We start from the raw sequence: 23,318 nt of genomic DNA, 5'->3' as shown, positions 1-23,318 counted from the left end.
GCTTCATTCTGCCACTGGGGCTGCGTTGGGACTAATTGGTCTGCGCGCCGCGCCTCTAGGCTGAGGTTATGTCGGTCTACCTCGATCACGCCGCGTCGTCCCCCATGCGCGGAGACAGCATAACGGTGTTCACGGAGCTCGCTTCCCTCGTGGGGAATCCCTCCTCGCTGCACCGGCCCGGCCAGCGTGCACGCGCCGTCCTGGAGGAGGCACGGGAGGAACTGGCCGCGGCGGTGGGGGCGCACCCGACCGAGGTCGTCTTCACGTCAGGGGGATCCGAGGCGGACAGCATCGCCGTGCTGGGGGGCTGGGCGAAGCGACGCGACGAGGGCCGGGACCGGTGCCTCGTGTCCGCCGTGGAGCATCCCGCCGTCCTGGGCGCCGTCCACCGGGGCGCGGAAACCATCCCGGTCACGGCGGAGGGATGGGTGGACGTCGCGGAGGCTGCGCAGTTGATCGACGAGCGGGTCGGCGTCGTCTCGGTGATGGCGGTCAACAACGAGACGGGGATCGTGCAGCCGGTCGACGACATCCGTGACCTGGCCACGCGGGCGGGTGCGTGGCTGCACGTGGACGCGGTGCAGGCGCTCGGGCACCTGCCCGTCGACTTCGCGGCCAGCGGCGCGGACCTGATGGCGTTGTCCGCGCACAAGATCGGCGGCCCCGTGGGCGTCGGCGCGCTCCTCGCCAGGCGCGAGGTGGTGCCGCGGGCCACCGGCCTGGGCGGCGGCCAGGAGCGGGAGGTGCGCTCAGGGACGGTGCCGGTGATCCTGGCGGCGGCCTTCGCGCGGGCCGCGAGCACCGCCGTCGGGTCGCTGTCTGAGGAGGCTGGACGGCTGCGCGGCCTCAGCCGACGGATCGCAGCGGCGGCGGTCGGCGCCGGTGGCCGGCTCAACAGCCGCGACGACGGCGCACCGCACATCGTCAACGTGACCTTCGACGGCATCAGGGCCGACGACCTCCTGTTCCTGCTGGACCAGCGAGGTGTGTACGCGTCCGTCGGGTCTGCCTGCAGGGCCGGGGTGCATCAGCCCAGCGACGTGTTGCTGGCGATGGGCCGTACCCCCGACGAGGCGACCCAGTCGCTGCGGTTCTCGGTGGGCTGGTCGACGACGGATGCCGACATCGACGGCTTGTGCCAGGTGCTCCCCGAGGCGCTGCAGCAGGCGCGGGCGGCGTTCTAGGCCAGGACCAGGGCGCCGGCGAGCCCGATCGAGGTGATGATGCCGGTGGCGATGGTGGCAAGGATGAACGGCTTGCCGCCCACCGTCAGCATGGACTTCACGTGCACCCCCAGCCCGAGCGCGAACATCGCGGCGGCGAGGAGCAGCTTCTGCCCCACCGTGATCGCGCCCAGCGCGTCCCCCGGCAGGATGCCGACGGTGCGCACGAGCATGGCGACCACGAAGCCGGCGATGAACAGCGGCACGATCTGCGGCAGCGCGGAGGTGTCGGCGGTCGCGCGGCGGCGGCGCCCCAGGGCCAGCAGTGCGACCATGGGTGCGAGGCACAGGACGCGGGCCAGCTTCACCGTGACCGCCACCGTCAGCGCCTCTGGGCCGATCAGGCCGGCGGCGGCCACCACCTGCGCCACCTCGTGCGTCGAGGCGCCCACCCACATGCCGCCCGCCTGGGCGCCGAGGTTCAGGGCAGCCACCGCGAGGGGCAGCAGCGGGATCAGGAGGGTGCCGAACACCACCACCAGGGCGACGGCGCTGGCAGTGTCGTTCTCGTCGGCGTCGGTGACCGGCTCGACCCCCACCACGGCGGCGGCACCGCAGATCGAGAAGCCGGCGGCGATCAGGGTGCTCTGCGCCATGGACAACCCGAGCCGCCTGCCCAGGAGTCGCGTCGTGAAGAAGGTGACGCCGACGGCGGCCACCACCAGCAGGAGCGTGCCGGCGCCGAGCCCGAGCACTTCGACGAGCGACACCTGGAAGCCCAGCAGCACGATGCCGATCCGCAGCACGCGCTTGCCCGCGACGGCGACACCCGGTGCCCATGAGGCCGGTTGCCCCGCGAGGTTCCGCCAGAGGACGCCGAGGATGATCGCCACCAGCAGCGGGCTGAGGGTGGGGACCACCTGGCCGATGGCGACGGCGAGCAGGGCTGCGGCGAAGGCTGCGGCGAGCCCCGGGAGAACGGACGTGCTCGTTCTGGCGGCTGTTGCTGTGGTCACAGGAAGAGTGTGGAGAATCTCTGGCCGGAGGCGGTAACCCGCATCGGACATGAGGGCATATGCTCCCGATATGTCTCTGACCCACGAGCCCGGCGTCGCGGCCCTGCGCCTGTTGGTTGCCGTCGCCGACGAAGGCGGCCTGGGTGCCGGAGCCCGGGCTGTCGGGATGGCCCAGTCGAACGCGAGCCGGACCCTGGCCGGCCTGGAGCAGCGGCTCGGGCTCACGCTGGTCACCCGGAGCGCCGCAGGCTCCACTCTGACCGCCGACGGGGAGCTCCTCGTCGAATGGGCGCGCAGCGTGGTGATGGCGATGGACCGCCTGCTGCAGGGGGTCGCCGCGCTGCAGCACGAGGGTCGCGACCTGGTGGTCTCCGCCAGCATGACGATCGCCGAATACCTCGCGCCCAGTTGGCTGGCCGCCATGCGGCGCGACCACCCCGGCGTCGCGGCCAGCATGGTGATCCACAACTCGGCCGACGTCATCGAGGACGTGCGCCGCGGGCGGGTGGGCCTCGGGTTCGTGGAGGGCCCGGAAGTGCCGGGCGACCTGCAGCGGGTCCGCGTCGGCGCCGACCGGCTCGTCGTGGTGGTCGCTCCGGAGCATCCCTGGGCGGACAGGCGTGGGGGCGTCACCGTCGAGGAGCTGGCCGTCACCGCACTGGTGGAACGGGAACGCGGCTCGGGCACCAGGTCATTCCTCGACCAGGCGGTGCCCGGCCGCCGGGTCGCCCCCCTCGTGGAGCTCTCGAGCAACGGCGCGGTGGTCGCTGCCGTGGCGGCGGGGCTGGGGCCCGCCGTCCTCTCCATCCACGCGGTCCTCAGCGGGTTGGTCGCCGGCAGGCTGTTGGCGGTGCCGATCGTCGGCGGCAGCATCGAGCGTGACCTGCACGCCGTCTGGCTGGGGCCGTCCGAACCCACGGGCCCCGCCGCCCTTTTTCTGGCCACGGCGATGGGCGCCTAGACTTGGGTGCCGATCATCCAAGGAGGGCCATGCGGGTTCTGGTTGCCATGTCAGGCGGAGTGGACTCCGCCGTCGCCGCCGCGCGCCTCGTGGCAGAGGGCCACGATGTGACGGGCGTGCACCTGGCGCTCTCGAAGAACCCAGCGTCGTACCGCTCCGGAGCCCGCGGCTGTTGCTCGCTGGAGGACTCGCACGACGCCCGCCGCGTGGCGGACAAGCTGGACATCCCCTTCTACGTGTGGGACTTCGCCGAGGAGTTCCATGAGGCGGTCGTCGAGGACTTCATCGCCGAGTACCAGGCCGGCCGCACCCCCAACCCCTGTCTGCGGTGCAACGAGAAGATCAAGTTCGCCGCCGTGCTCGACAGGGGTGTCGCGCTCGGTTTCGAGGCCGTCGCCACCGGGCACTACGCAGACCTGCAGCGCCACGACGACGGCTCGGTGTCGCTTCACCGCGCTGCGGACGCCGCCAAGGACCAGTCCTACGTGCTGGGCATGTTGAACCAGGCGCAGCTGAGCCGCTGCCTGTTCCCGCTGCACGACGTGGAGAAGCCCGTGGTGCGGCAGGAGGCGGCCGCGCTCGGTTTCGGCGTGGCGAAGAAGCCCGACAGCCACGACATCTGTTTCATCGCAGACGGCGACACCCAGGGCTTCCTGTCGTGCTACCTCGACGACAAGCCGGGCCCCATCATCGACGCCGACGGGCAGGTGCTCGGCGAGCACCAGGGGCACCACCGCTTCACCGTCGGCCAGCGCAAGGGGCTCGACCTGCGCGTCCCCGCACCCACGGGCGAACCCCGCTACGTGCTGAGCATCGAGCCGGTGAGCAACACGGTCGTCGTCGGTGCCCGCGAGGACCTCGCCGTGCGTTCGCTGCGCGGCATCCGTCCCACCTGGACGGAGTCGCCCATCGAGGGCCCCTGGCGCGGGCACGCCCAGTACCGGGCGCACGGCATCCCACAGGACGCCACGATCTCCCTTCTCGACGGCGACCTGGTGGTGGCGCTCGACGAACCCGCCTCCGGAGTGGCCCCCGGCCAGACCGTCGTCGTCTACGACGGCAGCCGCGTGGTGGGCTCGGCCGTCATCGCCGAGGCGCGGTGATGCGGATCACCGCTGCCGGGTCGCTGCCCGGCACGGATTTCCGTGGCGCCCTCTCCGCGATGGCAGAGGCGCTGCCCGACGTGCTGCCGCTGCCGGAGTTGCCCGCCAGGGGAGTGGCCTCGGCGATGATCGGGCGCACGCTGGGCCTCGTCGATGGGCTCGCGTTCGACCTGCAGCCCGCCGGGTGGCGGCTCACCCACCACCCGGACGCCGAACACCGGCGCGCCAGGGCACAGTGGCGCCACGACCTGGACGACGCGGAAGAATTGCTGCAGGAGTTCGCGGGCACGCTCAAGGTCGCCGTTGCGGGGCCGTGGACGTTGGCCTCGGCGGTAGAGCGTCCCACCGGCGACCGGCTGCTGGCAGATCACGGGGCGCGTCGGGAGTTGGCTGAGGCCCTCGTCGAGGCGGTGGCCGTGCTCCGCGGTGAGTTCAGCCGGCGCCTGCCCGACTCCACCGTGCTGGTGCAGGTGGACGAACCGGCGCTCGCCGCCGTCGTCGGGGGCGACATCCCCACCGCCAGCGGTTTCAGCAGGCACCGGAGTGTCTCGGAGGCCGCTGCCGTCGAGGCCCTGAAGCCCTTCGCCGACGGTGCCCTCCTGCACAACTGCGCCCCCGGCCGCTGGCTGGAACTGGCCCGGCGCGCCGGGTTCGCAGGGGCCGCCGTCGATTCCCGCCTGGCGGATCTGGATGAGCTGGCGCAGTGGGCCGACGAACGCCGCACCCTGGTGCTGGGCGTCGTCGACACGGGTCCGGGCCGGCCGCAGGGGGTGGATGCCCTGGTGAACGAGGCCCTGCGCGTGCTCCGGGCGATCCAGGCAGAGGCCGGCGACCACCTGCTGCTCGGCACGGCCTGCGGGCTGGCCGGGTGGCGGCAGCAGGACGTCGTGCCGCAGTTCGACGCCCTCGCCCGCGCTGCCTCCCTCACCGAGGAACTCCTCGGCCAGGGCTGAGGGGATGGGCAGTGCGCCGCCAGCGCCTAAGCTGGGCACGTGCGCATGTTCTCCAACCTGAACCTCGACGGCCAGACGCCCACCCGGGTGCAGCCGGCCCGTGGCTCGTGGGGCCCCCGTGGCGTCCCCGGCACGCGGTGGAAGAAGTTCCAGCGCATCATCGTGCCCATCATCACCGTGGCCATCGCCACCGGGCTGTTCTTCCTGGGGCGCATGTTCTACCTGATCCTCACCGGGGGATGACCCCCGCCGTCTACCCCTAAGATGGGGCAGGCCGCATTCTGCGGCACCGCACCAACCGAGGGAGTATCGACGTGGGTCTCACCGCCGACGACGTGGCCCGGCTGGGCGCTCTGGCCCGCATCCAGCTCACCGAGCAGGAGTGCGCGGAGCTTGCCCCCGAGCTGGACGTCATCCTGGAATCCGTCCGCAGCGTGTCGGAGGTCGCAGGCCCCGATGTGCCGACGGCGACCCACGCCCTCCCTGTCAGCAACGTCTTCCGCGACGACGTGGTCACCCCCGGCCTCACGCAGGAGCAGGCACTCTCCGGCGCGCCGGACCACGAGGACGGCCGCTTCCGCGTGCCCCAGATCCTGAGTGAGGACTGAGCCAGATGATCACGAAGTCCGCCGCCGAACTGGGCCGGCTGATGGCCGCCCGGGAACTCACCTCCGAGGAACTCACCCGCGCCTGCCTCGAGCAGATCGAGGCCGTGAACCCCGCCCTGAACGCGTTCCTGGCCGTCGACGGTGAGCACGCGCTCGAGCAGGCACGCGCCGTGGACCAGCGCCGCGCAGCCGGCGAGGAACTGGGTCCGCTGGCCGGCGTGCCCGTGGGCGTCAAGGACAACTACTGCACCACCGACTTTCCGACGACGTGCGGTTCCCGCATGCTCGAAGGCTGGGTGCCGCCCTACGACGCCACCGTCGTGGCTCGCCTGCGCGATGCCGGCCTGGTCATCATCGGCAAGACCAACATGGACGAATTCGCGATGGGCTCCTCGACTGAGACCTCCGCGTTCGGCCCCAGCCGCAACCCGTGGGACACCGACAGGGTGCCCGGCGGCTCCGGCGGCGGTTCGGCAGCGGCCGTTGCGGCGTTCATGGTGCCGTTGGCGATCGGGTCCGACACCGGCGGCTCGATCCGCCAGCCGGGTGCCGTCACCGGCACCGTCGGCGTGAAGGCCACCTACGGCGGCTCGTCGCGCTTCGGCCTGGTGGCCATGGCCTCCAGTCTGGACCAGCCCGGCCCGTGCGCCCGCACCGCCGAGGACGCGGCCCTGCTGCAGGAGATCATCAGCGGCCACGACCCGAAGGACTCCGCGTCGCTCGACCAGCCCGTACCCCAACTCGTGGCGGCGGCGCAGGCCACCGACCTCAAAGGCATGAAGGTCGGCATCGTCACCGAGTTCAGGGGCGACGGCTACGAGGAGGGCGTGCTCGAGCGCTTCCACGAGGCGGTGGAACTGCTGCGTCAGGCCGGGGCCGAGGTCGTCGAGGTGTCCTGCCCGGCATTCACCTACGCGCTGCCCGCGTACTACCTGATCCAGCCTGCGGAGCTCAGCTCGAACCTGGCCCGCTTCGACGGCATGCGCTACGGCCTGCGCGCCGGCGACGACGGCTCCCGCTCGGCGGAAGAGGTCATGAACCTCACCCGCGAGGCCGGCTTCGGCCGCGAAGGCAAGCGCCGCATCATCATCGGCACCTACGCCCTCTCCGCGGGCTACTACGACGCCTACTACGGCTCGGCGCAGAAGGTCCGCTCGCTCATCCAGGCGGATTTCGACCGCGCCTTCGAGGTGGTCGACGTGCTGGTCTCGCCCACCACGCCCACCACGGCGTTCAAGGTGGGGGAGCGGATGACAGACCCCATGAGCATGTACATGGCAGACCTCTGCACAATCCCGTCGAACATGGCGGGCAACGCCTCCGGCTCGTTCCCGTCGGGCCTCAGCGACGGTTTGCCCACCGGCCTGCAGGTCATGGCCCCGCCCATGGAGGACGCCCGCGTCTACCGGGTCGGCGCGGTGCTGGAGCGGGCGCTGGAAGCGCAGTGGGGCGGCCCGATGTGGCGCGAAATGACTCAGCTCGAGGGATCGAAGGCGGTTTACTGATGACTGAACTGGTCGATTACGACGATCTCCTCACGAGGTATCAGCCTGCACTGGGTCTCGAGACCCACGTCGAACTCAACACCAACACCAAGATGTTCTGCGGTTGCGCCAACGAATTCGGCGGCGACCCGAACACGCACGTGTGCCCTGTGTGCCTGGGCCTGCCCGGCTCGCTCCCGGTGATCAACGGCAAGGCCGTCGAGTCCGCCATCCGCATCGGTCTGGCCCTCAACTGCCAGATCGCCGAGTGGTGCCGCATGGCCCGGAAGAACTACTTCTACCCGGACATGACCAAGAACTTCCAGACCTCCCAGTACGACGAACCCATCGCCTTCGACGGCTGGGTCGAGGTTGAGGTCGACGGCGAGACCTTCCGCGTCGAGATCGAGCGCGCGCACATGGAGGAGGACGCGGGCAAGGCGACCCACGTGGGCGGCTCCGGCCGGATCCAGGGGGCGGACTACTCGCTCATCGACTACAACCGTGCCGGCGTGCCCCTCATCGAGATCGTCACCCGGCCCATCCTGGGCGCCGGTGACAAGGCGCCCCAGGTGGCGCGCGCCTACGTGGCGCAGCTGCGCGACCTGCTCAAGGCCCTCGGCGTGTCCGACGTACGGATGGAGCAGGGCTCCCTGCGCTGCGACGCGAACGTGTCCATCGCACCCATCGGGAGCGACAAGCTCGGCACCCGCACAGAGACCAAGAACGTCAACTCCCTTCGCTCCATCGAGCGCGCCGTCCGCTACGAGATGACGCGGCAGGCGGCCATCCTCGACGCTGGCGGCTCCATCGTGCAGGAGACCCGCCACTGGCATGAGGCAGACGGCACCACCTCGGCCGGCCGCGTGAAGTCCGACGCGGAGGACTACCGCTACTTCGCGGAGCCGGACCTGATGCCGATCGCGCCGTCGCGCGAGTGGGTGGAGGAACTGCGCGCCACGCTGCCGGAGCCGCCGACGGAGCACCGGCGCCGCCTCCAGCGCGAGTGGGGCTTCAACGACATCGACTTCAGCGGCATCGTCAACGCCGGTGCCCTGGGGCTGGTGGAGGACACCGTCACCGCAGGCGCCTCCCCGGCGGCCGCCCGAAAGTGGTGGGTTTCAGACCTCTCCCGCCGGGCCAACGAGGCCGGCATCGAGTTGGAGGACCTCGCCATCACCCCCGTCCAGGTGGCTGCGGTGCAGGCGCTGGTGGACGAGGGCAAGGTCAACGACCAGCTCGCCCGCCAGGTCATCGACGGCGTGCTCGCCGGCGAAGGGGAACCCGCCGTGGTCCTCGAGAAGCGTGGCCTCGCCGTCGTTTCCGATGAAGGCGCCCTGGGTGCCGCCGTCGACGAGGCGATCGCCGCCAACCCGGACATCGCCGAGCGTATCCGCGGCGGCAAGGTCCAGGCGGCCGGTGCGCTGATCGGTCAGATCATGAAGGCCATGCGCGGCCAGGCCGATGCGGCCAAGGTGCGCGAACTGATCCTCGCGAAGCTCACAACGGACTGATCGCGGTACGCCACGCGTCGATGGCGGCCGTCTCGCCCGTGAGCGTGACGTCGCCCTCGCGTTGGCTCAGGTGCAGGAGCAGTTCCGACGGCAGCCCGGCGAGGTGCACGGTGCGGTCTCCCTGACCGATCTGGCGTTCGTGGCCGGTGTCCGTGCGGGTCATGAGCAGCCGGCCGCCGAACCGTATCTGGGCACGTCTGGCCAGGACCTTCGCCAACGGCCACAGGTGCTCCTGGTCCTCCGCGGTGAGCGTCTGCGAGCGACCGTTGGCGCGCAGGACGTCCTCGTGGTGGATGAAGAGCTCCGAGGAGTTCACCAGCTGATCCAGCGGCCGCATGATCCAGCCGGGCCTGCGGACGGCCTCCACCAGCGGCAGGAACCCGCGGCGGTGCAGCTCGAGGTTCTGGACCCGCTCGGTGTGTCCGGCGAAGCGCTCGGAGCCGATGCCGGGCAGGGCGTCTAGGCGGTGTTCACGTACGTACAGGTGGGCGGCAAGGTCCTGGGTCTGCCAACCCTCACACTTGGTGGGGGCGAACGGCCCCAGTTCTTCGAGCAGGTCTGCAAGGGCGGCGCGCTGGCGGTGGACGAACTTCATGTGGGCAGTCTAGGAGGGGGTTCGGACACGTGCGGCACAATGATGCTCATGCCGACTGTGACCTACAACTCCGACGGGCTGGTGCCCGCCATCGCCCAGGACGCAGAGACCCGCGAGGTCCTGATGATGGCCTGGATGAACGAGGAGGCGCTGCGCCGCACCCTCACCACCGGCAGGGCCACCTACTGGTCGAGGTCCAGGCAGGAATTCTGGGTCAAGGGGGAGACTTCCGGCCACCACCAGGCCGTCGAGAGCGTGGCCGTCGACTGCGATGGCGACACCGTCCTGCTCACCGTGCGCCAGACCGGCGCCGCCTGCCACACCGGCAACCGCACCTGCTTCTTCACCCCTCTGACCGCTCAGGACACCGCACAGTGATCGTCTCTCCCACGCTCGATGAGTTCGTCGAACTCGCCAACCATCGTCGCGTCATCAGCGTGCACGCCAAGCTGCTCGCGGACGATCTCACCCCCGTCGCGCTCTACCAGGCGCTGTGCGGCGCCCGGGAGGGGACGTTCCTGTTCGAATCCGCAGACGCGGGTGTCTGGTCGCGCTACTCCTTCGTGGGCGTGCGCTCTGCCGCCATGCTCACCGAACGCGACGGCCAGGCCGCCTGGATCGGCCGCGAGCTGGTGGGCATCCCCGCCGACGGCGACCCGCTCGTCGTCCTCCGCGAAACCCTGGCGGAGCTGGCCACCCCGGCGACCCCCGGCCTGCCGCCGTTCCACGCGGGCATGGTGGGCTACCTGGGCTACGACGTGGTGCGCCGGCTCGAGAAGCTGCCTGAGACCACCGTCGACGAGCTTGAACTGCCGGAGCTGGTCATGATGCTCAGCTCCGAACTGGCCGTGCTGGACCACCACCGCGGCGAACTCTGGCTCATTGCCAACGCCATCAACTACGACGGCACCCCGGAGGGTGCGGAGCGCGCCTACTACGACGCGGTGGCCGCCGTCGAGACCATGGCGGAGCAGGTGCGCCAGCCCCGCGTCGCGCTGGTGTGCCAGGAGGGCGAACCGCGCACACCCGAGGTCCAGCGGCAACGCTCGTCGGAGGAGTTCCGCGCGATGGTGGACGAGGTGAAGGACGAGATCCGCGCGGGCGAGGCCTTCCAGATCGTCGTGTCGCAGCGCTTCGACATCCCCACCAGCGCGGACGCGTTCGAGGTGTACCGCGCCCTGCGCCTCACCAACCCCAGCCCCTACCTGTACCTGATGCGTCTGCCGGGCTTCGACATCGTCGGCTCCAGCCCGGAGGCGCTCGTCACGGTGCAGGACGGCGTGGCCACCACGCGGCCCATCGCCGGTTCGCGGCCCCGGGGCCGGACGCCGGAGGAGGACCGCCAGATGGCGGAGGAGCTGCTGGCAGACCCCAAGGAGAAGGCGGAGCACCTGATGCTCGTGGACCTGGGCCGCAACGACCTGGGCCGCATCTGCGAAGCCGGTTCGGTCACCGTCCACGAGTTCATGAACGTGCGCCGCTACAGCCACATCATGCACCTGGAGGCCGCGGTCTCCGGCCGGGTGGAGGCGGGCCGCACCGCCCTCGACGCGACGCTGGCCTGCTTCCCGGCCGGCACGTTGTCGGGCGCGCCCAAGGTGCGGGCCATGGAGATCATCGACCGGCTGGAGGTCTCGCGGCGGGGCCTGTACGGGGGAGTGGTGGGCTACTTCGACTTCGCCGGCAACTCGGACGTGGCCATCGCCATCCGTACCGCGGTGCTGGCCGACGGTGTCGCCTATGTCCAGGCCGGCGCCGGCGTCGTGGCGGATTCGGTACCGGAGACGGAGGACGCCGAGTGCTCCCACAAGGCGCGCGCCGTCATCGCGGCGATCGGGCGAGCAGAGGCCATGGCGACGGCATGACCGAGGTCATCTGGCCCATCCTCGGGGTGCTGGCCTCGGGCGCGTTGCTCTTCTGGTTCTGGAAGCCCCGGCGCCGCCCGAAAGTGCAGTCGCCGGAGCAGCCGGAGGACCTCTGGAAGGCGATGGACGACGGTGCCGACCCTACTGATAGAGGGTAGGCTCTGGGGCTGAACCCCCTCGTTCAGAGAAAGGTCGCGCTCATGGCTCGTACCCCGAAGTACTACCACCACGGCCGGAGTCCTGCCGCCTGGACCGGATCGGTGCTGACCGCTGTCGGTTTCACCATCGCCTGCGTGGCCGCCATGCTGGGCCCGGCGTGGCTCTGGGTCATCGTCGGCGCAGCCGTGATTCTCGTCGGGGCACTGACCACCATGATCATGAAGGCCATGGGTCTGGGTCAGCCGTGACCGTCCTCGACGACATCATCGCCGGAGTCCGGCGAGACCTAGAGGAACGCAAGGCCCGCACCTCCATCAACGAGGTCATTCGCGCCGCCCAGCAGGCAACGCCGGCACTCGACCCGATGCCCCGGTTCCGCGCGCCCGAACTCGCCGTGATCTCGGAGGTCAAGCGCAAGTCGCCGTCGAAGGGCGACCTCGCCATGATCACGGATCCTGCCGGGCTCGCCGCCTCCTACGAGGCGGGCGGCGCCGCAGCCATCTCTGTTCTCACGGAGAAGCACCGGTTCAACGGTTCGCTGGCGGATCTCGACGCCGTACGTGAGCGCGTCCGCATCCCGGTGCTGCGCAAGGACTTCATGGTGGAGGAGTACCAGTTCCACGAGGCCCGCGCCCACGGTGCGGACCTGGTGCTGCTGATCGTCGCGTCGCTCACCGACGACGAACTCACCCGCTTCCTGGGGCTGACCGCAGAGCTCGGCATGACCGCGCTGGTCGAGACCCACACCGCTGAGGAGGTGGACCGGGCGCTCGCCGCCGGGGCCGGCCTCATCGGCGTCAACAACCGGAACCTGAAGACCCTCGACGTCGACCTGGCCACCTTCGGCCGCCTGGCTGAGCGCATCGGCGATGCCGCCGTGAAGGTGGCGGAGTCGGGGATCCAGTCCGCCGACGACGTGGCGCGTGTCGCGGCCGAGGGGGCAGACGTCATCCTCGTGGGGGAGGCGCTCGTCAAACACGGCGACCCCACCCACGCCATCGGCAGCTTCATGGCTGCCGCAGAAAGGGCAAAGCACTGATGAGCCTTCCCGATTCCCGGGGACACTTCGGCCGCTTCGGCGGCCGTTTCGTGCCCGAGGCACTCCAAGCGGCGCTGAACGAACTGATCGTCGCGTTCGACGAGGCCTGGGCGGACCCGACGTTCCACGCGGAGCTGGCCAGGTTGCAGCGCGACTACGCCGGCCGGCCTACGCCGATCACGGTCGCCGATGAGTTCTCCAAGCATGCGGGTAACGCCCGCATCCTGCTCAAGCGCGAGGACCTCAACCACACCGGCGCCCACAAGATCAACAACGTCCTGGGCCAGGCCCTGTTGACCAAGCGCATGGGCAAGACCCGCGTGATCGCGGAGACCGGCGCAGGACAGCACGGGGTGGCCACAGCCACTGCGGCTGCGCTGCTGGGCCTTGAGTGCCGCGTCTACATGGGGGAGGTGGACACCCAGCGTCAGGCGCTGAACGTCGCCCGCATGCAGCTGCTCGGCGCCGAGGTGTACGCGGTCGCCGCGGGCTCGCGCACCCTCAAGGACGCGATGAACGAGGCCATGCGCGACTGGGTGACGACGGTGGACCACACGCACTACCTCATCGGCACCGTGGGCGGTCCACACCCGTTCCCGTACCTGGTCCGCGAACTGCAGCGCGTCATCTCCGTCGAGGCCCGCCAGCAGATGCTCGACGACCACGGCAGCCTGCCGGACTACGTGGCGGCCTGCGTCGGCGGCGGCTCCAACGCCATCGGCATGTTCTACGAGTTCATCGGCGACGAGGGTGTCGGCCTGTACGGCTTCGAGGCAGAGGGCGACGGCATCGAGACCCGCCGTCACGCGGCGACCATCACGGCCGGGACCCCCGGCGTGCTGCACGGTGCGCGCACCTTCCTGCTGCAGGACGCGGACGGGCAGACCATCGAGTCGCACTCCATCTCCGCCGGCCTCGACTACCCGGGTGTCGGGCCGGAGCACGCCTACCTGGCGGACACGGGCCGTGCCGTCTACGAGCCGGTCACCGACGCGGAGGCCATGGAGGCCTTCAAGTTGCTGACCCGCACCGAGGGCATCATCCCTGCCATCGAGTCGGCTCACGCCCTGGCCGGTGCGCTGCGGCTCGGCCGACAACTGGCGCAGCAGGATCCCTCGGCGACGCCGTCGATCCTCGTGTGCCTCTCCGGGCGGGGCGACAAGGATGTGGCCACCGCGTTCGAGTATTTCGGCCTGTCAGGCCAGCCTGACGTGACGGTGGGAGCGTTCGAATGAGCCAGTTCACAGATCCCAAGCGCCTCGGTAACTCGGGTGCCGCTGTCGCCCGCTGCCTCGACGAGGGGCGCCCTGCGCTGGTGGGCTACTACCCGGTGGGCTACCCCACGGTGCCGGATTCGCTGTCCGTGGTGAAGGCCCTCGTCGAGGGGACGCAGGGCCGTGGCGCCGACATCGTCGAGATCGGCATCCCGTACTCGGATCCGTTGATGGATGGGCTGGTCATCCAGCACGCCACCACCAAGGCCCGCGCGCGCGGCGTCCGCACCAGGGACGCCTTCCTCGCCGTCGAGGCCGTGGCATCGGCCGGTGCCACGCCGATGGTCATGACCTACTGGAACCTCGTGGAGGCCTACGGGGTCGACGCGTTCGCCCGGGACCTGTCGGCGGCCGGGGGAGCGGGCGTCATCACGCCCGACCTGCCGCCGGACGACTGCCCGGAGTGGTTCGAGGCCTCGGACGCGCACGATGTGGACCGGGTCTTCCTGATCGCCCCGTCATCCACCGACGAGCGGATCGCACTCACCATGGAGTCCTGCCGCGGCTGGGTCTACGCCTCGTCCGTCATGGGCGTGACCGGTGTGCGGAGCCAGACCTCCGACGCGGCCCCCGTGATCGTGGAGCGCGCCCGCGCCGTTGATCCGTCGCTGCCCATCGGCATCGGCCTGGGCGTCAGCGACGGGGACCAGGCGGCCGAGATCGGTAGCTTCGCGGATCTGGTGATCGTCGGCTCGGCGCTGGTGAAGTGTATGTCGTCGGACGGGCTGGACATGCACGGCGACCTGCAGAAGCTCCGGGCGCTGGCCGACGACCTTGCGGCGGGCGTCGAGCGGGCTCGCCGGTGATAGGACGACGCCTCTTTCTCGGCGCCGGTGCCACCGCGCTGCTGGCTGCCTGCAGCCCCGCCGCCGACGAGCCTCCTGCCGACATCGAGGGCGCGGGTGAGTGGCACGGCACGCACCTGTCCGGCGGCGGCAACCCCGTTCCGGACGTGACCCTGACGGACCAGGACGGCAACCCGTTCAACCTGGCCACGGACGTCACCACCAAGGCCCTGGCCCTCTTCTTCGGGTACACCAACTGCCCAGACGTGTGCCCCGGCATCATGGCGGACATGGCCACGGCCAAGCGCCGCCTCCCGCCTGAGATCGTTGATGACATCACGCTCATCGTCGTCACGACGGACCCGGCCCGTGACACCCCCGAGGCGCTGAAGGAGTACCTGCGTCGGGTCGACGAGTCCTTCATCGGGCTCACCGGCAGCCTCGACCTGATCAAGCCCGCCGCGCTGAGCCTCGGCATCGACATCGCCGAGGGCAAGCAGTTGCCGTCCGGTGGCTATGAGGTGGACCACGGCAGCTACATCCTGGGCTTCGGCGAGGACCGCAAGCTGGCCGTCGTGTGGAACGAGGTTCCGCCCGGCGAGATGCGCGAGGACTACGAACGCCTCATCGCGGGCTGACCCAGGAGATGCCGAGGAATCGGCGCAGGGCCTGGCCGCCGTCGTAGCTGATCGGCTCCTCCGGCCTGGTCAGCTGCTCCCGGGTGAGCTTGTGGCGCACCTCGGTCGCGGCCTCGCCCAGGCGGTTGACGCGGGCGCGGTCGAACTCCCGGTAGCCGGTCTTCTGGCTCACCCTGTTCGATGCCGGGTTGTCGGCATAGGCCTCGGTGCGCATCTCGATGGCGCCCAGTTCGTCGAAGGCGAAGGCGCAGATCATCTGACGCATGCGGGTGCCGATGCCGCTGCCATGGAACTCCCGGCCCAGCCAGGACCCGGTGAAGCCCGTTCGGCGCACCGCGAAGTCGGCCGCCCGAAGGTCCTGGGCGCCCAGCACCCTGTCTCCCTGACGCGCCACCATGAGGAGTTCGAACCGTCCGGGGTGGGCGGTGCTCCACCTCGAGAAGTAGAACTGCGTGGAACTCAGCTCCCGCTGGTCCTTCGGGAGCAGTGCCCAGTCGGTGAGGAACGGGTAGCCGGAACCGTCCGGCACGATGCCGCGGCCCGCGACGGCGAGCAGCGCCGGCACGTCGTCGGGCGTCATCGCGCTGAGCGTGAGGTCACCGCAGCGGATGGACACGCCCATGAAGGGGAAGATGTCTGACCAGGCCATGGTGGACAGGCTAGCGGCCGGGCCCGGTGGCTCACCTGGCGATGGCAGCGAAGGTGGCCCCGGTGAGGCGCGCCAGGTCAGCAGGGGCGAGTTCGACGTCCAGGCCGCGTCGTCCGCCGCTGACCAGCACTGTGGCCCTGCCCTGCATCGACGCGTCGAGCACCGTGGGCAGTGCCTTGCGCTGACCGATGGGGGAGATGCCCCCGACCACCATCCCGCTGGAGCGTTCGGCCGCGGGAGGAGCGGCCATGGTGAGGCGCTTGACCCCCAGGGCGCCCGCGAGCGCCTTCAGGTCCAGTTGCAGATGGACCGGGACCACCCCGACGGCGAGCCCCGCGCCGGTATCGACGAGCAGCGTCTTGAACACTTCCTCGGCCGGCCTGCCCAGCGCCTCCGCTGCTTCGAGACCGTAGGAGGGTGAGGCGGGATCGTGGTCGTAGGTGTGGATGGTGTAGGGCACTTTCGATTGGTCCAGGGCGCTGGTGGCGGGCGTGCCCGTGCCGCCGTGCTGCTTCTTGGCCATGGGCGAAGCCTACTGTCGTAGCCCACAAGGGTGTGATTCGAAGCACCTGTCCGGGACTACTGTCGGCTTTCTCGGACGGGTTCACCCGGATATGGGCCCCGCTGTCTCGAGGAGGTTGAACTCGTGGCAAGAAACTGGATGGCCGCTGTGGTGATCGCCGGTCTGGCAGTGGCCGGCTGCTCGGCCGACGCCCGCGAGGGCGAGGTGGAAGACGCCGCCCGCGCCTTCGTGGGAGCCACTCCGGCGGAGGCGTGCGAGATGCTCGCGCCGGAGACCCGCAAGAGCGTGGAGAAGGACTCGGGCACCGATTGCGCCGCAGTCCTTGAGGAACTGGGGCTGCCCTCGGCCTCTGACGTGGAGGGCGGGGAGGTCGCGGGTGAGAGCGCCCAGGTGCGACTCGCGGATGACGTCGTGTTCCTGGCGCGGTTCCCTGAGGGCTGGCTGGTGACCGCAGCGGGATGCGTCCGTGAAGAGGCGGATCCCGCCCGGCCGTACGAGTGTGAGGTGAAGGCATGATTCTCGCGAGGGTTGTGTTCTGGACGTACCTGCTGTTCATCCTGCTGGGGCTGCTCGCCGTCTTCATCATTGCGGCGGTGGCGCGGTGAAGGATCCACGAGTCCCGTCCGCGCTGCGCGACAACTCCCTGTCCATCGGCTTCGGCATCCTGCTGCTGCTCGCGCTGATCGGCCAGGCCTTCGCCGGTCAGGCCCACTACAACCTGGAGGCCCGCACGGCGGGCCTGGCCGAGATCGACATGTGGCGCTACCTGACGTCCTCTTCGTTCGCCGTCGACGTGGCGGAGAACTGGCAGTCCGAGTACCTCCAGTTCACGCTCTTCATCCTGCTCACCGTCTGGTTGGTCCAGCGGGGTTCGTCGGAGTCCAAGCCGCCCCAGGAGATGGGGCCGCACGACGACTCGGAGGAGATGGTGGGGGAGTTCGCCCGGCCTGACTCGCCGCAGCTTGCCCGGGTCGGCGGGTGGCGTACCAGCGTGTTCTCGATGTCGCTGACCATCGTGATGTTCGCCATCTTCGTGTTGTCCTGGGCTGCTCAGGCGGTGGCTGGTCGTGTCGCCTACAACGAGGAACGCCTGCGCGACCTGCTCGATCCGCTCAGCCTGGGTGACTACCTCCTCCAACCGGAGTTCTGGAGCAGGACGTTCCAGAACTGGCAGTCCGAGTTCCTTGCAGTGGGGTCCATGGCGATCTTCGCGGTGTTCCTCCGGCAGCGGAACTCCCCGGAATCCAAGCCGGTGGGCATGCCGCACCACGAGAACCCCTAGAGGAGTCGCGAGGTTGGCTAAAAAAGAACGGCCCCTCCAATGGAGCTTGGAAGGGCCGTTCAGCTTGTCAGAGCGTGTTTGCTCTAGCTCCCCGGACTGGACTCGAACCAGTAACCCTCTGATTAACAGTCAGATGCTCTGCCAATTGAGCTACCAGGGACCGGTGGTCAGTGGATGACCACGCGATGAAGAACGTTAGCAGATGATTCTGCCGGATGGCGAATCGGAGGGGCTGGGGGTAGCTTTAGCCAGTCGATTTTTCGTGACAGGAGCAGCCCATGTCCGCCGCCACGCTGGAGCGCCGCGTCCACCCCGTTGACCAGGTTCCACCGGGGCCCAAGCTGGCCGTCCTCGGCCTGCAGCACGTCCTGGCGTTCTACGCCGGCGCGGTGATCGTCCCCATCGTGATCGCCGGCGCGCTGGACCTGTCCACCCAGGACCTCATCCACCTGATCAACGCCGATCTGTTCACCTGCGGCATCGCGACGATCATCCAATCCGTCGGCTTCTGGAAGGTGGGCGTGCGGCTCCCGCTCATCCAAGGCGTGACGTTCACGGCCGTGTCGCCGATCATCGCCATCGGCCTGGCCGCCGGCGGTGGCAGGGAGGGCCTGCCGGAGATCTACGGCTCCATCATCGTCGCCGGTCTGGCCACGTTCTTCGTCGCCCCCTACTTCTCCAAGCTCATCCGCTTCTTCCCGCCGGTGGTCACCGGCACCCTCCTGACCGTGATGGGCACCACCCTGATCGGCGTGGCGGCCAGCGACATCGTCCGCGGTGCCGGCGGCGGGAACGCCGCAGGGGCGGAATTGACACGCAACCTGGCCTACGCGCTGGCCACGCTCGGCGTGATCGTGCTGATGCAGCGCTTCTTCAAGGGCTTCATGGCCACCGTCGCCGTCCTCATGGGTCTGGTCCTGGGTACGGTTGTCGCCGTCATCCTGGGCGACACCTCGTTCACCCACGTGGCCGACGCCTCCTGGGTGGGCGTGACCACCCCGTTCTGGTTCGGGATGCCCAAGTTCACCTTCGCCGCGATCGTCTCCATGCTGATCGTGATGGCCATCACGGCCGTCGAGACCACCGGTGACGTGTTCGCCACCGGTGAGGTCGTCGGCAAGCGCATCACCCCGAAGCACATCGCCGCCGCGTTGCGCGCCGACGGCCTGTCCACCGCGCTGGGCGGTGTCCTCAACTCGTTCCCCTACACCTGCTTCGCGCAGAACGTCGGCCTCGTGCGCCTCACCCGCGTGAAGTCGCGCTGGGTTGTCGCCGTGGCCGGCGTGTTCATGATCATCCTGGGCCTCCTCCCGAAGGCCGGCGCCATCGTCGCGGCCATCCCCGGACCGGTTCTGGGCGGTGCCTCCCTGGCCATGTTCGCCAACGTGGCCTTCGTCGGCATCCAGACGCTGGGCAAGGCCGACCTGCACGACAACCGCAACCAGGTCATCGTCTCGACCTCGCTGGCGTTGGCGATGCTGGTCACCCTGCAGCCCTCCGTCGCCCAGGCTGTGCCCGGGTGGCTCCACATCTTCTTCGGTTCCGGCGTCACGATCGGCGCGATCACCGCGATCGTGCTCAACCTGCTGTTCTTCCACATCGGCCGCCGCCGGGGCCCGGACGTCGCGACCTCAGGCAGGAGCCCGCTCAACCTGGAGCAGATCAACGCCATGGACGAGGAACGTTTCGTCGAGACCTTCCGCAGCCTCTATCCGGAAGAGACCTGGCCCATCCGTGCCGCGTACCAGTCGCGTCCGTTCAACTCGACGGCCGACCTGCGGGCAGCCTTCCAGAACTCGCTGATGAGCGGCACCCCCGACCAACAGCGGAGCCTGATCCTCAGGTACCGCGACATCGCCGACCTCCTCCTCGACGAGGACCCTGGTCACACGCCGTCGGACATCGCCGCGCTCACCGAGACCGGATCGCTGGCCGCCGACAGGATGGACGACCACGACCGGCAGAGTCTCATGGCCGTGTCGCACGCGTACCAGGACAAGTTCGGCCTCCCGCTCGTGGTGTCGCTCAACGCAACCACCACGCTCGACTCCGTCGTGGAGCAGAGTTGGGTGCGCGTGGAGGCCTCGCCGGAACGCGAACTGCACAAGACCGTGGGGGAGGTGGCCAACATCGCTGACCGCCGCTTCGATGCCCTCGTGGCTGACGCGAACCCGATCCGCTCCGCCTGGTCACGCAAGTTCGAGGCGCTGAACTGACCCGCTTCAGCCGTCGGTGTTCTGGAGGTCACCCAGGAAATTGTCGGCCCAGTGCTCGATGGTGTTGCCGTGCACCTGCTTCTTCAACGCCCGCATGCGCCGCTGGCGTTCCCGGGCCGGGTCCGTCGCGGCCTGCATGACGACCTCTTTCATGCCGTTGAGGTCGTAGGGATTGACCAGGTAGGCCTGCTTGAGTTCCTGCGCCGCGCCGGCGAACTCGCTGAGGACCAGCGCGCCATTGGTGTCGGGGCGGCACGCCACGTACTCCTTGGCCACGAGGTTCATGCCGTCGCGCAGCGGAGTGACGACCATGACGTCGGCGATGCGGTACATGGCCGCCATCGTCGTGCGCGGGAAGCCGGCGTGGAGATAGGAGATGGCCGGGCGACCGACGCCGCCAACCTCGGAGTTGATCCGCCCCACCAGGAGATCGATATCGTCGCGCAGCCGCCTGTACTCGTCGACGCGCTCGCGCGACGGGGTGGCCACTTGCAGGAAGACCGTGTCCGCCGGGTCGAGTCTGCCCTCCTCGAAGAGTTCGCCCATGGCGCGGATGCGCTGCCGCAGGCCCTTCGTGTAGTCCAGCCGGTCCACGCCCAGGAAGATCCGCTTGGGATGCCCCAGTTCCTCCAGCAGGGCCTCGGCTTCGGCGATGACCTCGGGCGTCTGGGCCAGGGCCGCGAAGCCCTCCGTGTCGATGGAGATCGGGTAGGCGCGGGCGGTGCACACGCGCGATCCCGAGACGCGCACCCGGTCGCGCTCCACACGGTGGGTGGTGCGCTGACGCACGAGGCGCAGGAAATTCTGGGCGCCGCCCGGCACCTGGAAGCCCACCAGATCAGCACCGAGGAGACCCTCGAGGATCTCTCTGCGCCACGGCAGCTGCTGAAACAGTTCGGTGGGAGGGAACGGGATGTGGAGGAAGAAGCCGATCCGCAGATCCGGACGCAGCTCGCGCAGCATCTTGGGGACCAGTTGAAGCTGGTAATCCTGGACCCACACGGTGGCGCCCTCGTCGGCCACCTCCGCGGTCGCCTCCGCGAATCGACGGTTGACGGTGACGTAGGCGTCCCACCACTCGCGGTGGTACTCAGGAAAGGCGACGGTGTCGTGATACAGCGGCCACAGGGTGGCGTTGGAGAAGCCCTCGTAGTACTCCTCGTACTCCTCTGCGCTCAGGGGTACCGGCACGACGGAGTAGCCCTCGTGTTCGAAGGGCGCGACGCGCTCACCCGACGCGCCGTGCCAGCCCACCCATGCGCCGCCCATGCGGCGCATCACGGGCTCGAGAGCGGTGACCAGGCCACCTGGTGACGTGCGCCAGTCGACGCTCCCGTCATCTGCGGTGATGCGGTCGACAGGGAGCCGGTTGGCGACAACGACGAAGCGTGCGCGCTCGGACATTTTTCCTCCTAGGTCGTCTATCACCTTACCGAGTGCGGTTGTCACACGAGTCGGGCGACCCGAGAACGCCGACGTGGCAAGGTAGGTGCCATGACCTGGAATGCCGTGACCGATCATGCCCAGAGCTTCTTCTCCGCCGCCGCCGCAGACCCGTCCCGGGTGCTGCTCGCCCTCGACTTCGACGGCACCCTTGCCCCCATCGTCGATGACCCGGAGGACTCCCGGATGCACGACGGCGCGGCCCAGGCCCTCGCCCGGCTGGGCGGCGTGCTCGGGCACGTGGCGATCATCACCGGACGGGGGGTCGCGGTGGTCCGACGCCTTGGGCGCCTGGCGGAGCGCGAAGGGCTGGGCAACCTGGTGGTCCTGGGCCAGTACGGCGCGGAGCGCTGGGATGCGGCCACGGGCGAGGAGACGCCGCCGTCGGTGCCCGAGAACGTCGCCGCGGCGCGCCCAGAGGTGGAGCGGATCATCGCGGGCTGCACCATCGACGGTGTGGTGCTGGAGGACAAGGGCCGCGCGCTCGGCGTGCACACGCGGCGCAGCGCAGACCCTGACGCGGCGTTCCGGCTCCTGGAGCCGCAGCTGGCTGTCGTGGCTGCGCGGCACGGGCTCGTTCTGGAGCCCGGCCGCAACGTCCTTGAGTTGCGTGCTTCAGCGCTGACCAAGGGTGACGCGCTCCTGGCCCTCGTCGACGAGACCGGGGCCACCGTCGTGGCGATGTGCGGCGACGACCTGGGGGACCTGCCGGCCTTTGAAGTGCTTCGCGAACTGCGCGACGGGGGTCTCAGCACCTGCGCCGTCATCAGCGGGTCTGCGGAACAGCCGGCGATGGCCGCCCAGGCCGACGTGCTGGCGGAGGGGCCCGACGGTGTCGCTGCCTGGCTGCGGGACCTGGCTGCAGCGCTGGCCTGAGGGTGGGGCATGCGGGGCTTGAACCCGCGACGGGCGGATTATGAGTCCGCTGCTCTAACCGGCTGAGCTAATGCCCCTCGGGGAAGAAGGATACTCAGTTACGCCTGTCCCTGCCCAACACGTGGCCGTCCCGGCCGCGCCCTCGGCAGGAGCACCATCACCACGTTGCGCATCATGGCGACGAAGACGACCGCCCACACCGCCAGCGCGACGTACAGGAACACGGTGCCGATGGCCTCCACCAACGGCAGTCGGTCGACCCTGCCCACGTTGATCGAGGCGACGGCGAACATGCCGACGGGGAAGACGATCGACCAGAAGGTGGGCACGTAGACCAGCGGCACCCGGTGCACGAAGTGGCGCCACACGCCTGCGCCGACCAGGATCGGGATGAGCCACAGGCAGAAGCTCCAGAAGATGGCGATGGTGCCCGCGATCAGCGTCCGGGTCGCGTCGACCATGGGCGTTGAATCCATGGCGACGATGTTGCTGCCCGCGACGACCGCGATCGCCATCGCGCCCATGGCCACCCAGTAGGGCGGCTCGAACTCGCGCGGTGTGATGCCGAAGTGGACGATGCGCAGGAGCACGAGGATGGAGACGCCCGCGTACAGCGCCACGCCCACCGACCACGACAGCACGGCGAGGATCCCGATCCACGCCTGCCCATCTGGGAAGAAGGGCACTATGCGGGTCATGCCGATCGCCAGGGACTGGCTGGCGACCGCCCAGATGAACCAGGTGCCGTTGGTCCTGGCCAGGATGGGCTTGCCGTCGCGGGTCATCAGCACCTGCCACGGCAACACGTACCCGAACACGAACCAGAGCACCGCGCCTAGGAAGATCAGCGGCAGCGCGATGGTGACATACCCGGCGGCCATGAGCCGGACGGCGAGCACGTCGGTGCCCGCGACCACGGTGAAGTAGGCGAACGCCATCTCAGGGCCGCGCAGGTCGCGCAGCATCGCGGCACGGTGGGACACGGCGCGCCACACGTAGAGCACCCAGAGCGCGGCGTAGGAGAGGGCGGCGATCACGAGCAGCGCGAGCGACAGCGCCTCCAGGCCGATCTCGTGCAGGCCGATGGAGACGATGCCGGTCCCCATCACGAGCGCGAAGTAGCCCGGCGACAGGCGTTCGAGGGCCTCTGAGAAGGCGGAGGGCTGGCTCAT

Annotated in this window: 26 protein-coding genes and 2 tRNA genes; 20 read left to right on the top strand and 8 right to left on the bottom strand. The window is 69.6% G+C overall.

Features of this window, described 5'->3' with window-relative positions; genetic code table 11:
• Nucleotides 1–68 precede the first annotated feature (68 nt).
• Complete coding sequence (locus J7D54_RS08450; RefSeq protein WP_182763499.1) at nucleotides 69–1,184, top strand: cysteine desulfurase family protein; 1,116 nt, start codon at nucleotides 69–71, stop codon at nucleotides 1,182–1,184.
• On the opposite strand, the gene J7D54_RS08445 is transcribed toward J7D54_RS08450, so the two are convergent.
• Nucleotides 1,181–2,179 carry a YeiH family protein gene (locus J7D54_RS08445; protein ID WP_209455098.1) on the bottom strand — a complete coding sequence of 333 codons (999 nt, stop codon included), beginning with the start codon at nucleotides 2,177–2,179 and terminating at the stop codon, nucleotides 1,181–1,183. The two genes, J7D54_RS08450 and J7D54_RS08445, sit on opposite strands and share 4 nt — an antisense overlap.
• Nucleotides 2,180–2,249: 70 nt before the next feature.
• Between J7D54_RS08445 and J7D54_RS08440 the strand changes: the two genes are divergently transcribed.
• The 7 genes from J7D54_RS08440 (at nucleotide 2,250) to gatB (ending at nucleotide 8,802) form a co-directional block, all read left to right on the top strand.
• A complete protein-coding gene (locus J7D54_RS08440) occupies nucleotides 2,250–3,140 on the top strand; it encodes a LysR family transcriptional regulator (RefSeq protein ID WP_182763497.1) in 891 nt (296 codons plus the stop codon).
• Nucleotides 3,141–3,169: 29 nt separating this feature from the next.
• On the top strand, nucleotides 3,170–4,243 hold the full coding sequence (mnmA, locus tag J7D54_RS08435) for a tRNA 2-thiouridine(34) synthase MnmA (protein ID WP_182763496.1): 1,074 nt from the start codon (nucleotides 3,170–3,172) through the stop codon (nucleotides 4,241–4,243).
• Nucleotides 4,243–5,196 (top strand): uroporphyrinogen decarboxylase family protein, encoded by a 954-nt coding sequence (locus J7D54_RS08430; protein WP_182763495.1) that lies wholly within the window; start codon nucleotides 4,243–4,245, stop codon nucleotides 5,194–5,196. The genes mnmA and J7D54_RS08430 overlap by 1 nt, the downstream gene beginning before the upstream one ends.
• Nucleotides 5,197–5,241: 45 nt before the next feature.
• Entirely contained in the window at nucleotides 5,242–5,439 is a 198-nt protein-coding gene (locus tag J7D54_RS08425) for a hypothetical protein (protein WP_245244228.1), read from the top strand.
• 71 nt (nucleotides 5,440–5,510) lie between these two features.
• Nucleotides 5,511–5,804 (top strand): Asp-tRNA(Asn)/Glu-tRNA(Gln) amidotransferase subunit GatC, encoded by a 294-nt coding sequence (gatC, locus tag J7D54_RS08420; RefSeq protein WP_076058586.1) that lies wholly within the window; start codon nucleotides 5,511–5,513, stop codon nucleotides 5,802–5,804.
• On the top strand, nucleotides 5,801–7,309 hold the full coding sequence (gatA, locus tag J7D54_RS08415) for an Asp-tRNA(Asn)/Glu-tRNA(Gln) amidotransferase subunit GatA (protein ID WP_209455266.1): 1,509 nt from the start codon (nucleotides 5,801–5,803) through the stop codon (nucleotides 7,307–7,309). The genes gatC and gatA overlap by 4 nt, the downstream gene beginning before the upstream one ends.
• Entirely contained in the window at nucleotides 7,306–8,802 is a 1,497-nt protein-coding gene (gene gatB / locus J7D54_RS08410) for an Asp-tRNA(Asn)/Glu-tRNA(Gln) amidotransferase subunit GatB (RefSeq protein WP_182763680.1), read from the top strand. Before gatA ends, gatB begins: the two co-directional genes overlap by 4 nt.
• Here the strand turns inward: gatB and J7D54_RS08405 are convergent.
• The gene (locus J7D54_RS08405; protein WP_182763492.1) at nucleotides 8,789–9,397 is read right to left on the bottom strand and encodes a maleylpyruvate isomerase family mycothiol-dependent enzyme; all 609 of its coding nucleotides are present in this window, start codon (nucleotides 9,395–9,397) and stop codon (nucleotides 8,789–8,791) included. The genes gatB and J7D54_RS08405 overlap by 14 nt on opposite strands.
• A 48-nt stretch (nucleotides 9,398–9,445) precedes the next feature.
• Here J7D54_RS08405 and hisI point away from each other — a divergent pair, with 48 nt between their 5' ends.
• Genes hisI through J7D54_RS08365 form a run of 8 tightly spaced genes read left to right on the top strand, consistent with a single transcriptional unit; the run spans nucleotide 9,446 to nucleotide 15,157 of the window.
• Nucleotides 9,446–9,775, top strand: coding sequence for a phosphoribosyl-AMP cyclohydrolase (gene hisI, locus J7D54_RS08400; RefSeq protein ID WP_370585844.1), 330 nt, complete (start codon nucleotides 9,446–9,448; stop codon nucleotides 9,773–9,775).
• Nucleotides 9,772–11,262: an anthranilate synthase component I gene (locus J7D54_RS08395; RefSeq protein WP_245243920.1), complete on the top strand. Its 1,491-nt coding sequence runs from the start codon at nucleotides 9,772–9,774 to the stop codon at nucleotides 11,260–11,262. The genes hisI and J7D54_RS08395 overlap by 4 nt, the downstream gene beginning before the upstream one ends.
• Nucleotides 11,259–11,420 carry a hypothetical protein gene (locus tag J7D54_RS08390; protein WP_158069024.1) on the top strand — a complete coding sequence of 54 codons (162 nt, stop codon included), beginning with the start codon at nucleotides 11,259–11,261 and terminating at the stop codon, nucleotides 11,418–11,420. The genes J7D54_RS08395 and J7D54_RS08390 overlap by 4 nt, the downstream gene beginning before the upstream one ends.
• A gap of 42 nt (nucleotides 11,421–11,462) precedes the next feature.
• A complete protein-coding gene (locus tag J7D54_RS08385) occupies nucleotides 11,463–11,669 on the top strand; it encodes an HGxxPAAW family protein (protein ID WP_076058596.1) in 207 nt (68 codons plus the stop codon).
• On the top strand, nucleotides 11,666–12,460 hold the full coding sequence (gene trpC, locus J7D54_RS08380) for an indole-3-glycerol phosphate synthase TrpC (RefSeq protein WP_182763491.1): 795 nt from the start codon (nucleotides 11,666–11,668) through the stop codon (nucleotides 12,458–12,460). The genes J7D54_RS08385 and trpC overlap by 4 nt, the downstream gene beginning before the upstream one ends.
• Nucleotides 12,460–13,695 carry a tryptophan synthase subunit beta gene (gene trpB, locus J7D54_RS08375; protein WP_182763490.1) on the top strand — a complete coding sequence of 412 codons (1,236 nt, stop codon included), beginning with the start codon at nucleotides 12,460–12,462 and terminating at the stop codon, nucleotides 13,693–13,695. Before trpC ends, trpB begins: the two co-directional genes overlap by 1 nt.
• Complete coding sequence (gene trpA, locus J7D54_RS08370; RefSeq protein WP_182763489.1) at nucleotides 13,692–14,540, top strand: tryptophan synthase subunit alpha; 849 nt, start codon at nucleotides 13,692–13,694, stop codon at nucleotides 14,538–14,540. The genes trpB and trpA overlap by 4 nt, the downstream gene beginning before the upstream one ends.
• Nucleotides 14,537–15,157, top strand: coding sequence for an SCO family protein (locus J7D54_RS08365; RefSeq protein WP_182763488.1), 621 nt, complete (start codon nucleotides 14,537–14,539; stop codon nucleotides 15,155–15,157). Before trpA ends, J7D54_RS08365 begins: the two co-directional genes overlap by 4 nt.
• Here J7D54_RS08365 and J7D54_RS08360 read toward each other — a convergent pair.
• Nucleotides 15,144–15,806, bottom strand: coding sequence for a GNAT family N-acetyltransferase (locus J7D54_RS08360; RefSeq protein WP_182763487.1), 663 nt, complete (start codon nucleotides 15,804–15,806; stop codon nucleotides 15,144–15,146). The two genes, J7D54_RS08365 and J7D54_RS08360, sit on opposite strands and share 14 nt — an antisense overlap.
• A 31-nt stretch (nucleotides 15,807–15,837) precedes the next feature.
• Nucleotides 15,838–16,329 carry a Cys-tRNA(Pro) deacylase gene (gene ybaK / locus J7D54_RS08355; RefSeq protein WP_182763486.1) on the bottom strand — a complete coding sequence of 164 codons (492 nt, stop codon included), beginning with the start codon at nucleotides 16,327–16,329 and terminating at the stop codon, nucleotides 15,838–15,840.
• A 123-nt stretch (nucleotides 16,330–16,452) separates the two neighbouring features.
• On the opposite strand from ybaK, the gene J7D54_RS08350 reads away from it, so the two are divergent.
• Together J7D54_RS08350 and J7D54_RS08345 are read left to right on the top strand one after the other, a co-directional pair.
• A complete protein-coding gene (locus J7D54_RS08350) occupies nucleotides 16,453–16,845 on the top strand; it encodes a hypothetical protein (protein ID WP_182763485.1) in 393 nt (130 codons plus the stop codon).
• A gap of 85 nt (nucleotides 16,846–16,930) precedes the next feature.
• Nucleotides 16,931–17,611 carry a DUF6766 family protein gene (locus J7D54_RS08345; RefSeq protein WP_182763484.1) on the top strand — a complete coding sequence of 227 codons (681 nt, stop codon included), beginning with the start codon at nucleotides 16,931–16,933 and terminating at the stop codon, nucleotides 17,609–17,611.
• Between the two features lie 87 nt (nucleotides 17,612–17,698).
• Here J7D54_RS08345 and J7D54_RS08340 read toward each other — a convergent pair.
• A tRNA-Asn gene (locus J7D54_RS08340) sits at nucleotides 17,699–17,771 on the bottom strand.
• A 118-nt stretch (nucleotides 17,772–17,889) separates the two neighbouring features.
• Here J7D54_RS08340 and J7D54_RS08335 point away from each other — a divergent pair.
• Complete coding sequence (locus J7D54_RS08335) at nucleotides 17,890–19,827, top strand: solute carrier family 23 protein (protein WP_182763483.1); 1,938 nt, start codon at nucleotides 17,890–17,892, stop codon at nucleotides 19,825–19,827.
• A 6-nt stretch (nucleotides 19,828–19,833) separates the two neighbouring features.
• Here the strand turns inward: J7D54_RS08335 and J7D54_RS08330 are convergent, their stop codons facing one another.
• Nucleotides 19,834–21,231 carry a trehalose-6-phosphate synthase gene (locus J7D54_RS08330; RefSeq protein ID WP_182763482.1) on the bottom strand — a complete coding sequence of 466 codons (1,398 nt, stop codon included), beginning with the start codon at nucleotides 21,229–21,231 and terminating at the stop codon, nucleotides 19,834–19,836.
• 90 nt (nucleotides 21,232–21,321) lie between these two features.
• On the opposite strand from J7D54_RS08330, the gene otsB reads away from it, so the two are divergent.
• Nucleotides 21,322–22,146 carry a trehalose-phosphatase gene (gene otsB / locus J7D54_RS08325; protein ID WP_182763481.1) on the top strand — a complete coding sequence of 275 codons (825 nt, stop codon included), beginning with the start codon at nucleotides 21,322–21,324 and terminating at the stop codon, nucleotides 22,144–22,146.
• A gap of 3 nt (nucleotides 22,147–22,149) precedes the next feature.
• Here the strand turns inward: otsB and J7D54_RS08320 are convergent.
• Nucleotides 22,150–22,223, bottom strand: a tRNA-Ile gene (locus J7D54_RS08320).
• Between the two features lie 21 nt (nucleotides 22,224–22,244).
• Nucleotides 22,245–23,318, bottom strand: a complete 1,074-nt coding sequence (locus J7D54_RS08315) for a tellurite resistance/C4-dicarboxylate transporter family protein (protein WP_182763480.1) — start codon at nucleotides 23,316–23,318, stop codon at nucleotides 22,245–22,247.

This window comes from Tessaracoccus sp. MC1865, from assembly GCF_017815535.1.
Classification (GTDB): domain Bacteria; phylum Actinomycetota; class Actinomycetes; order Propionibacteriales; family Propionibacteriaceae; genus Arachnia.
Note: the sequence above shows the minus strand (reverse complement) of the source record. Positions and strands in the feature narration are given on the sequence as shown.

What these genes read in the sequence shown, in the direction of transcription:
- trpB (WP_182763490.1), top strand. Translation starts at nt 12,460, where the DNA reads ATGAGCCTTCCCGATTCCCGGGGACACTTCGGCCGCTTCGGCGGCCGT.
- hisI (WP_370585844.1), top strand. Translation starts at nt 9,446, where the DNA reads ATGCCGACTGTGACCTACAACTCCGACGGGCTGGTGCCCGCCATCGCC.
- J7D54_RS08330 (WP_182763482.1), bottom strand. Translation starts at nt 21,231, where the DNA reads ATGTCCGAGCGCGCACGCTTCGTCGTTGTCGCCAACCGGCTCCCTGTC.
- J7D54_RS08405 (WP_182763492.1), bottom strand. Translation starts at nt 9,397, where the DNA reads ATGAAGTTCGTCCACCGCCAGCGCGCCGCCCTTGCAGACCTGCTCGAA.
- trpA (WP_182763489.1), top strand. Translation starts at nt 13,692, where the DNA reads ATGAGCCAGTTCACAGATCCCAAGCGCCTCGGTAACTCGGGTGCCGCT.
- otsB (WP_182763481.1), top strand. Translation starts at nt 21,322, where the DNA reads ATGACCTGGAATGCCGTGACCGATCATGCCCAGAGCTTCTTCTCCGCC.
- J7D54_RS08440 (WP_182763497.1), top strand. Translation starts at nt 2,250, where the DNA reads ATGTCTCTGACCCACGAGCCCGGCGTCGCGGCCCTGCGCCTGTTGGTT.
- J7D54_RS08390 (WP_158069024.1), top strand. Translation starts at nt 11,259, where the DNA reads ATGACCGAGGTCATCTGGCCCATCCTCGGGGTGCTGGCCTCGGGCGCG.
- J7D54_RS08450 (WP_182763499.1), top strand. Translation starts at nt 69, where the DNA reads ATGTCGGTCTACCTCGATCACGCCGCGTCGTCCCCCATGCGCGGAGAC.
- J7D54_RS08360 (WP_182763487.1), bottom strand. Translation starts at nt 15,806, where the DNA reads ATGGCCTGGTCAGACATCTTCCCCTTCATGGGCGTGTCCATCCGCTGC.
- J7D54_RS08315 (WP_182763480.1), bottom strand. Translation starts at nt 23,318, where the DNA reads ATGAGCCAGCCCTCCGCCTTCTCAGAGGCCCTCGAACGCCTGTCGCCG.
- ybaK (WP_182763486.1), bottom strand. Translation starts at nt 16,329, where the DNA reads ATGGCCAAGAAGCAGCACGGCGGCACGGGCACGCCCGCCACCAGCGCC.
- J7D54_RS08425 (WP_245244228.1), top strand. Translation starts at nt 5,242, where the DNA reads ATGTTCTCCAACCTGAACCTCGACGGCCAGACGCCCACCCGGGTGCAG.
- J7D54_RS08335 (WP_182763483.1), top strand. Translation starts at nt 17,890, where the DNA reads ATGTCCGCCGCCACGCTGGAGCGCCGCGTCCACCCCGTTGACCAGGTT.
- mnmA (WP_182763496.1), top strand. Translation starts at nt 3,170, where the DNA reads ATGCGGGTTCTGGTTGCCATGTCAGGCGGAGTGGACTCCGCCGTCGCC.
- J7D54_RS08430 (WP_182763495.1), top strand. Translation starts at nt 4,243, where the DNA reads ATGCGGATCACCGCTGCCGGGTCGCTGCCCGGCACGGATTTCCGTGGC.
- J7D54_RS08385 (WP_076058596.1), top strand. Translation starts at nt 11,463, where the DNA reads ATGGCTCGTACCCCGAAGTACTACCACCACGGCCGGAGTCCTGCCGCC.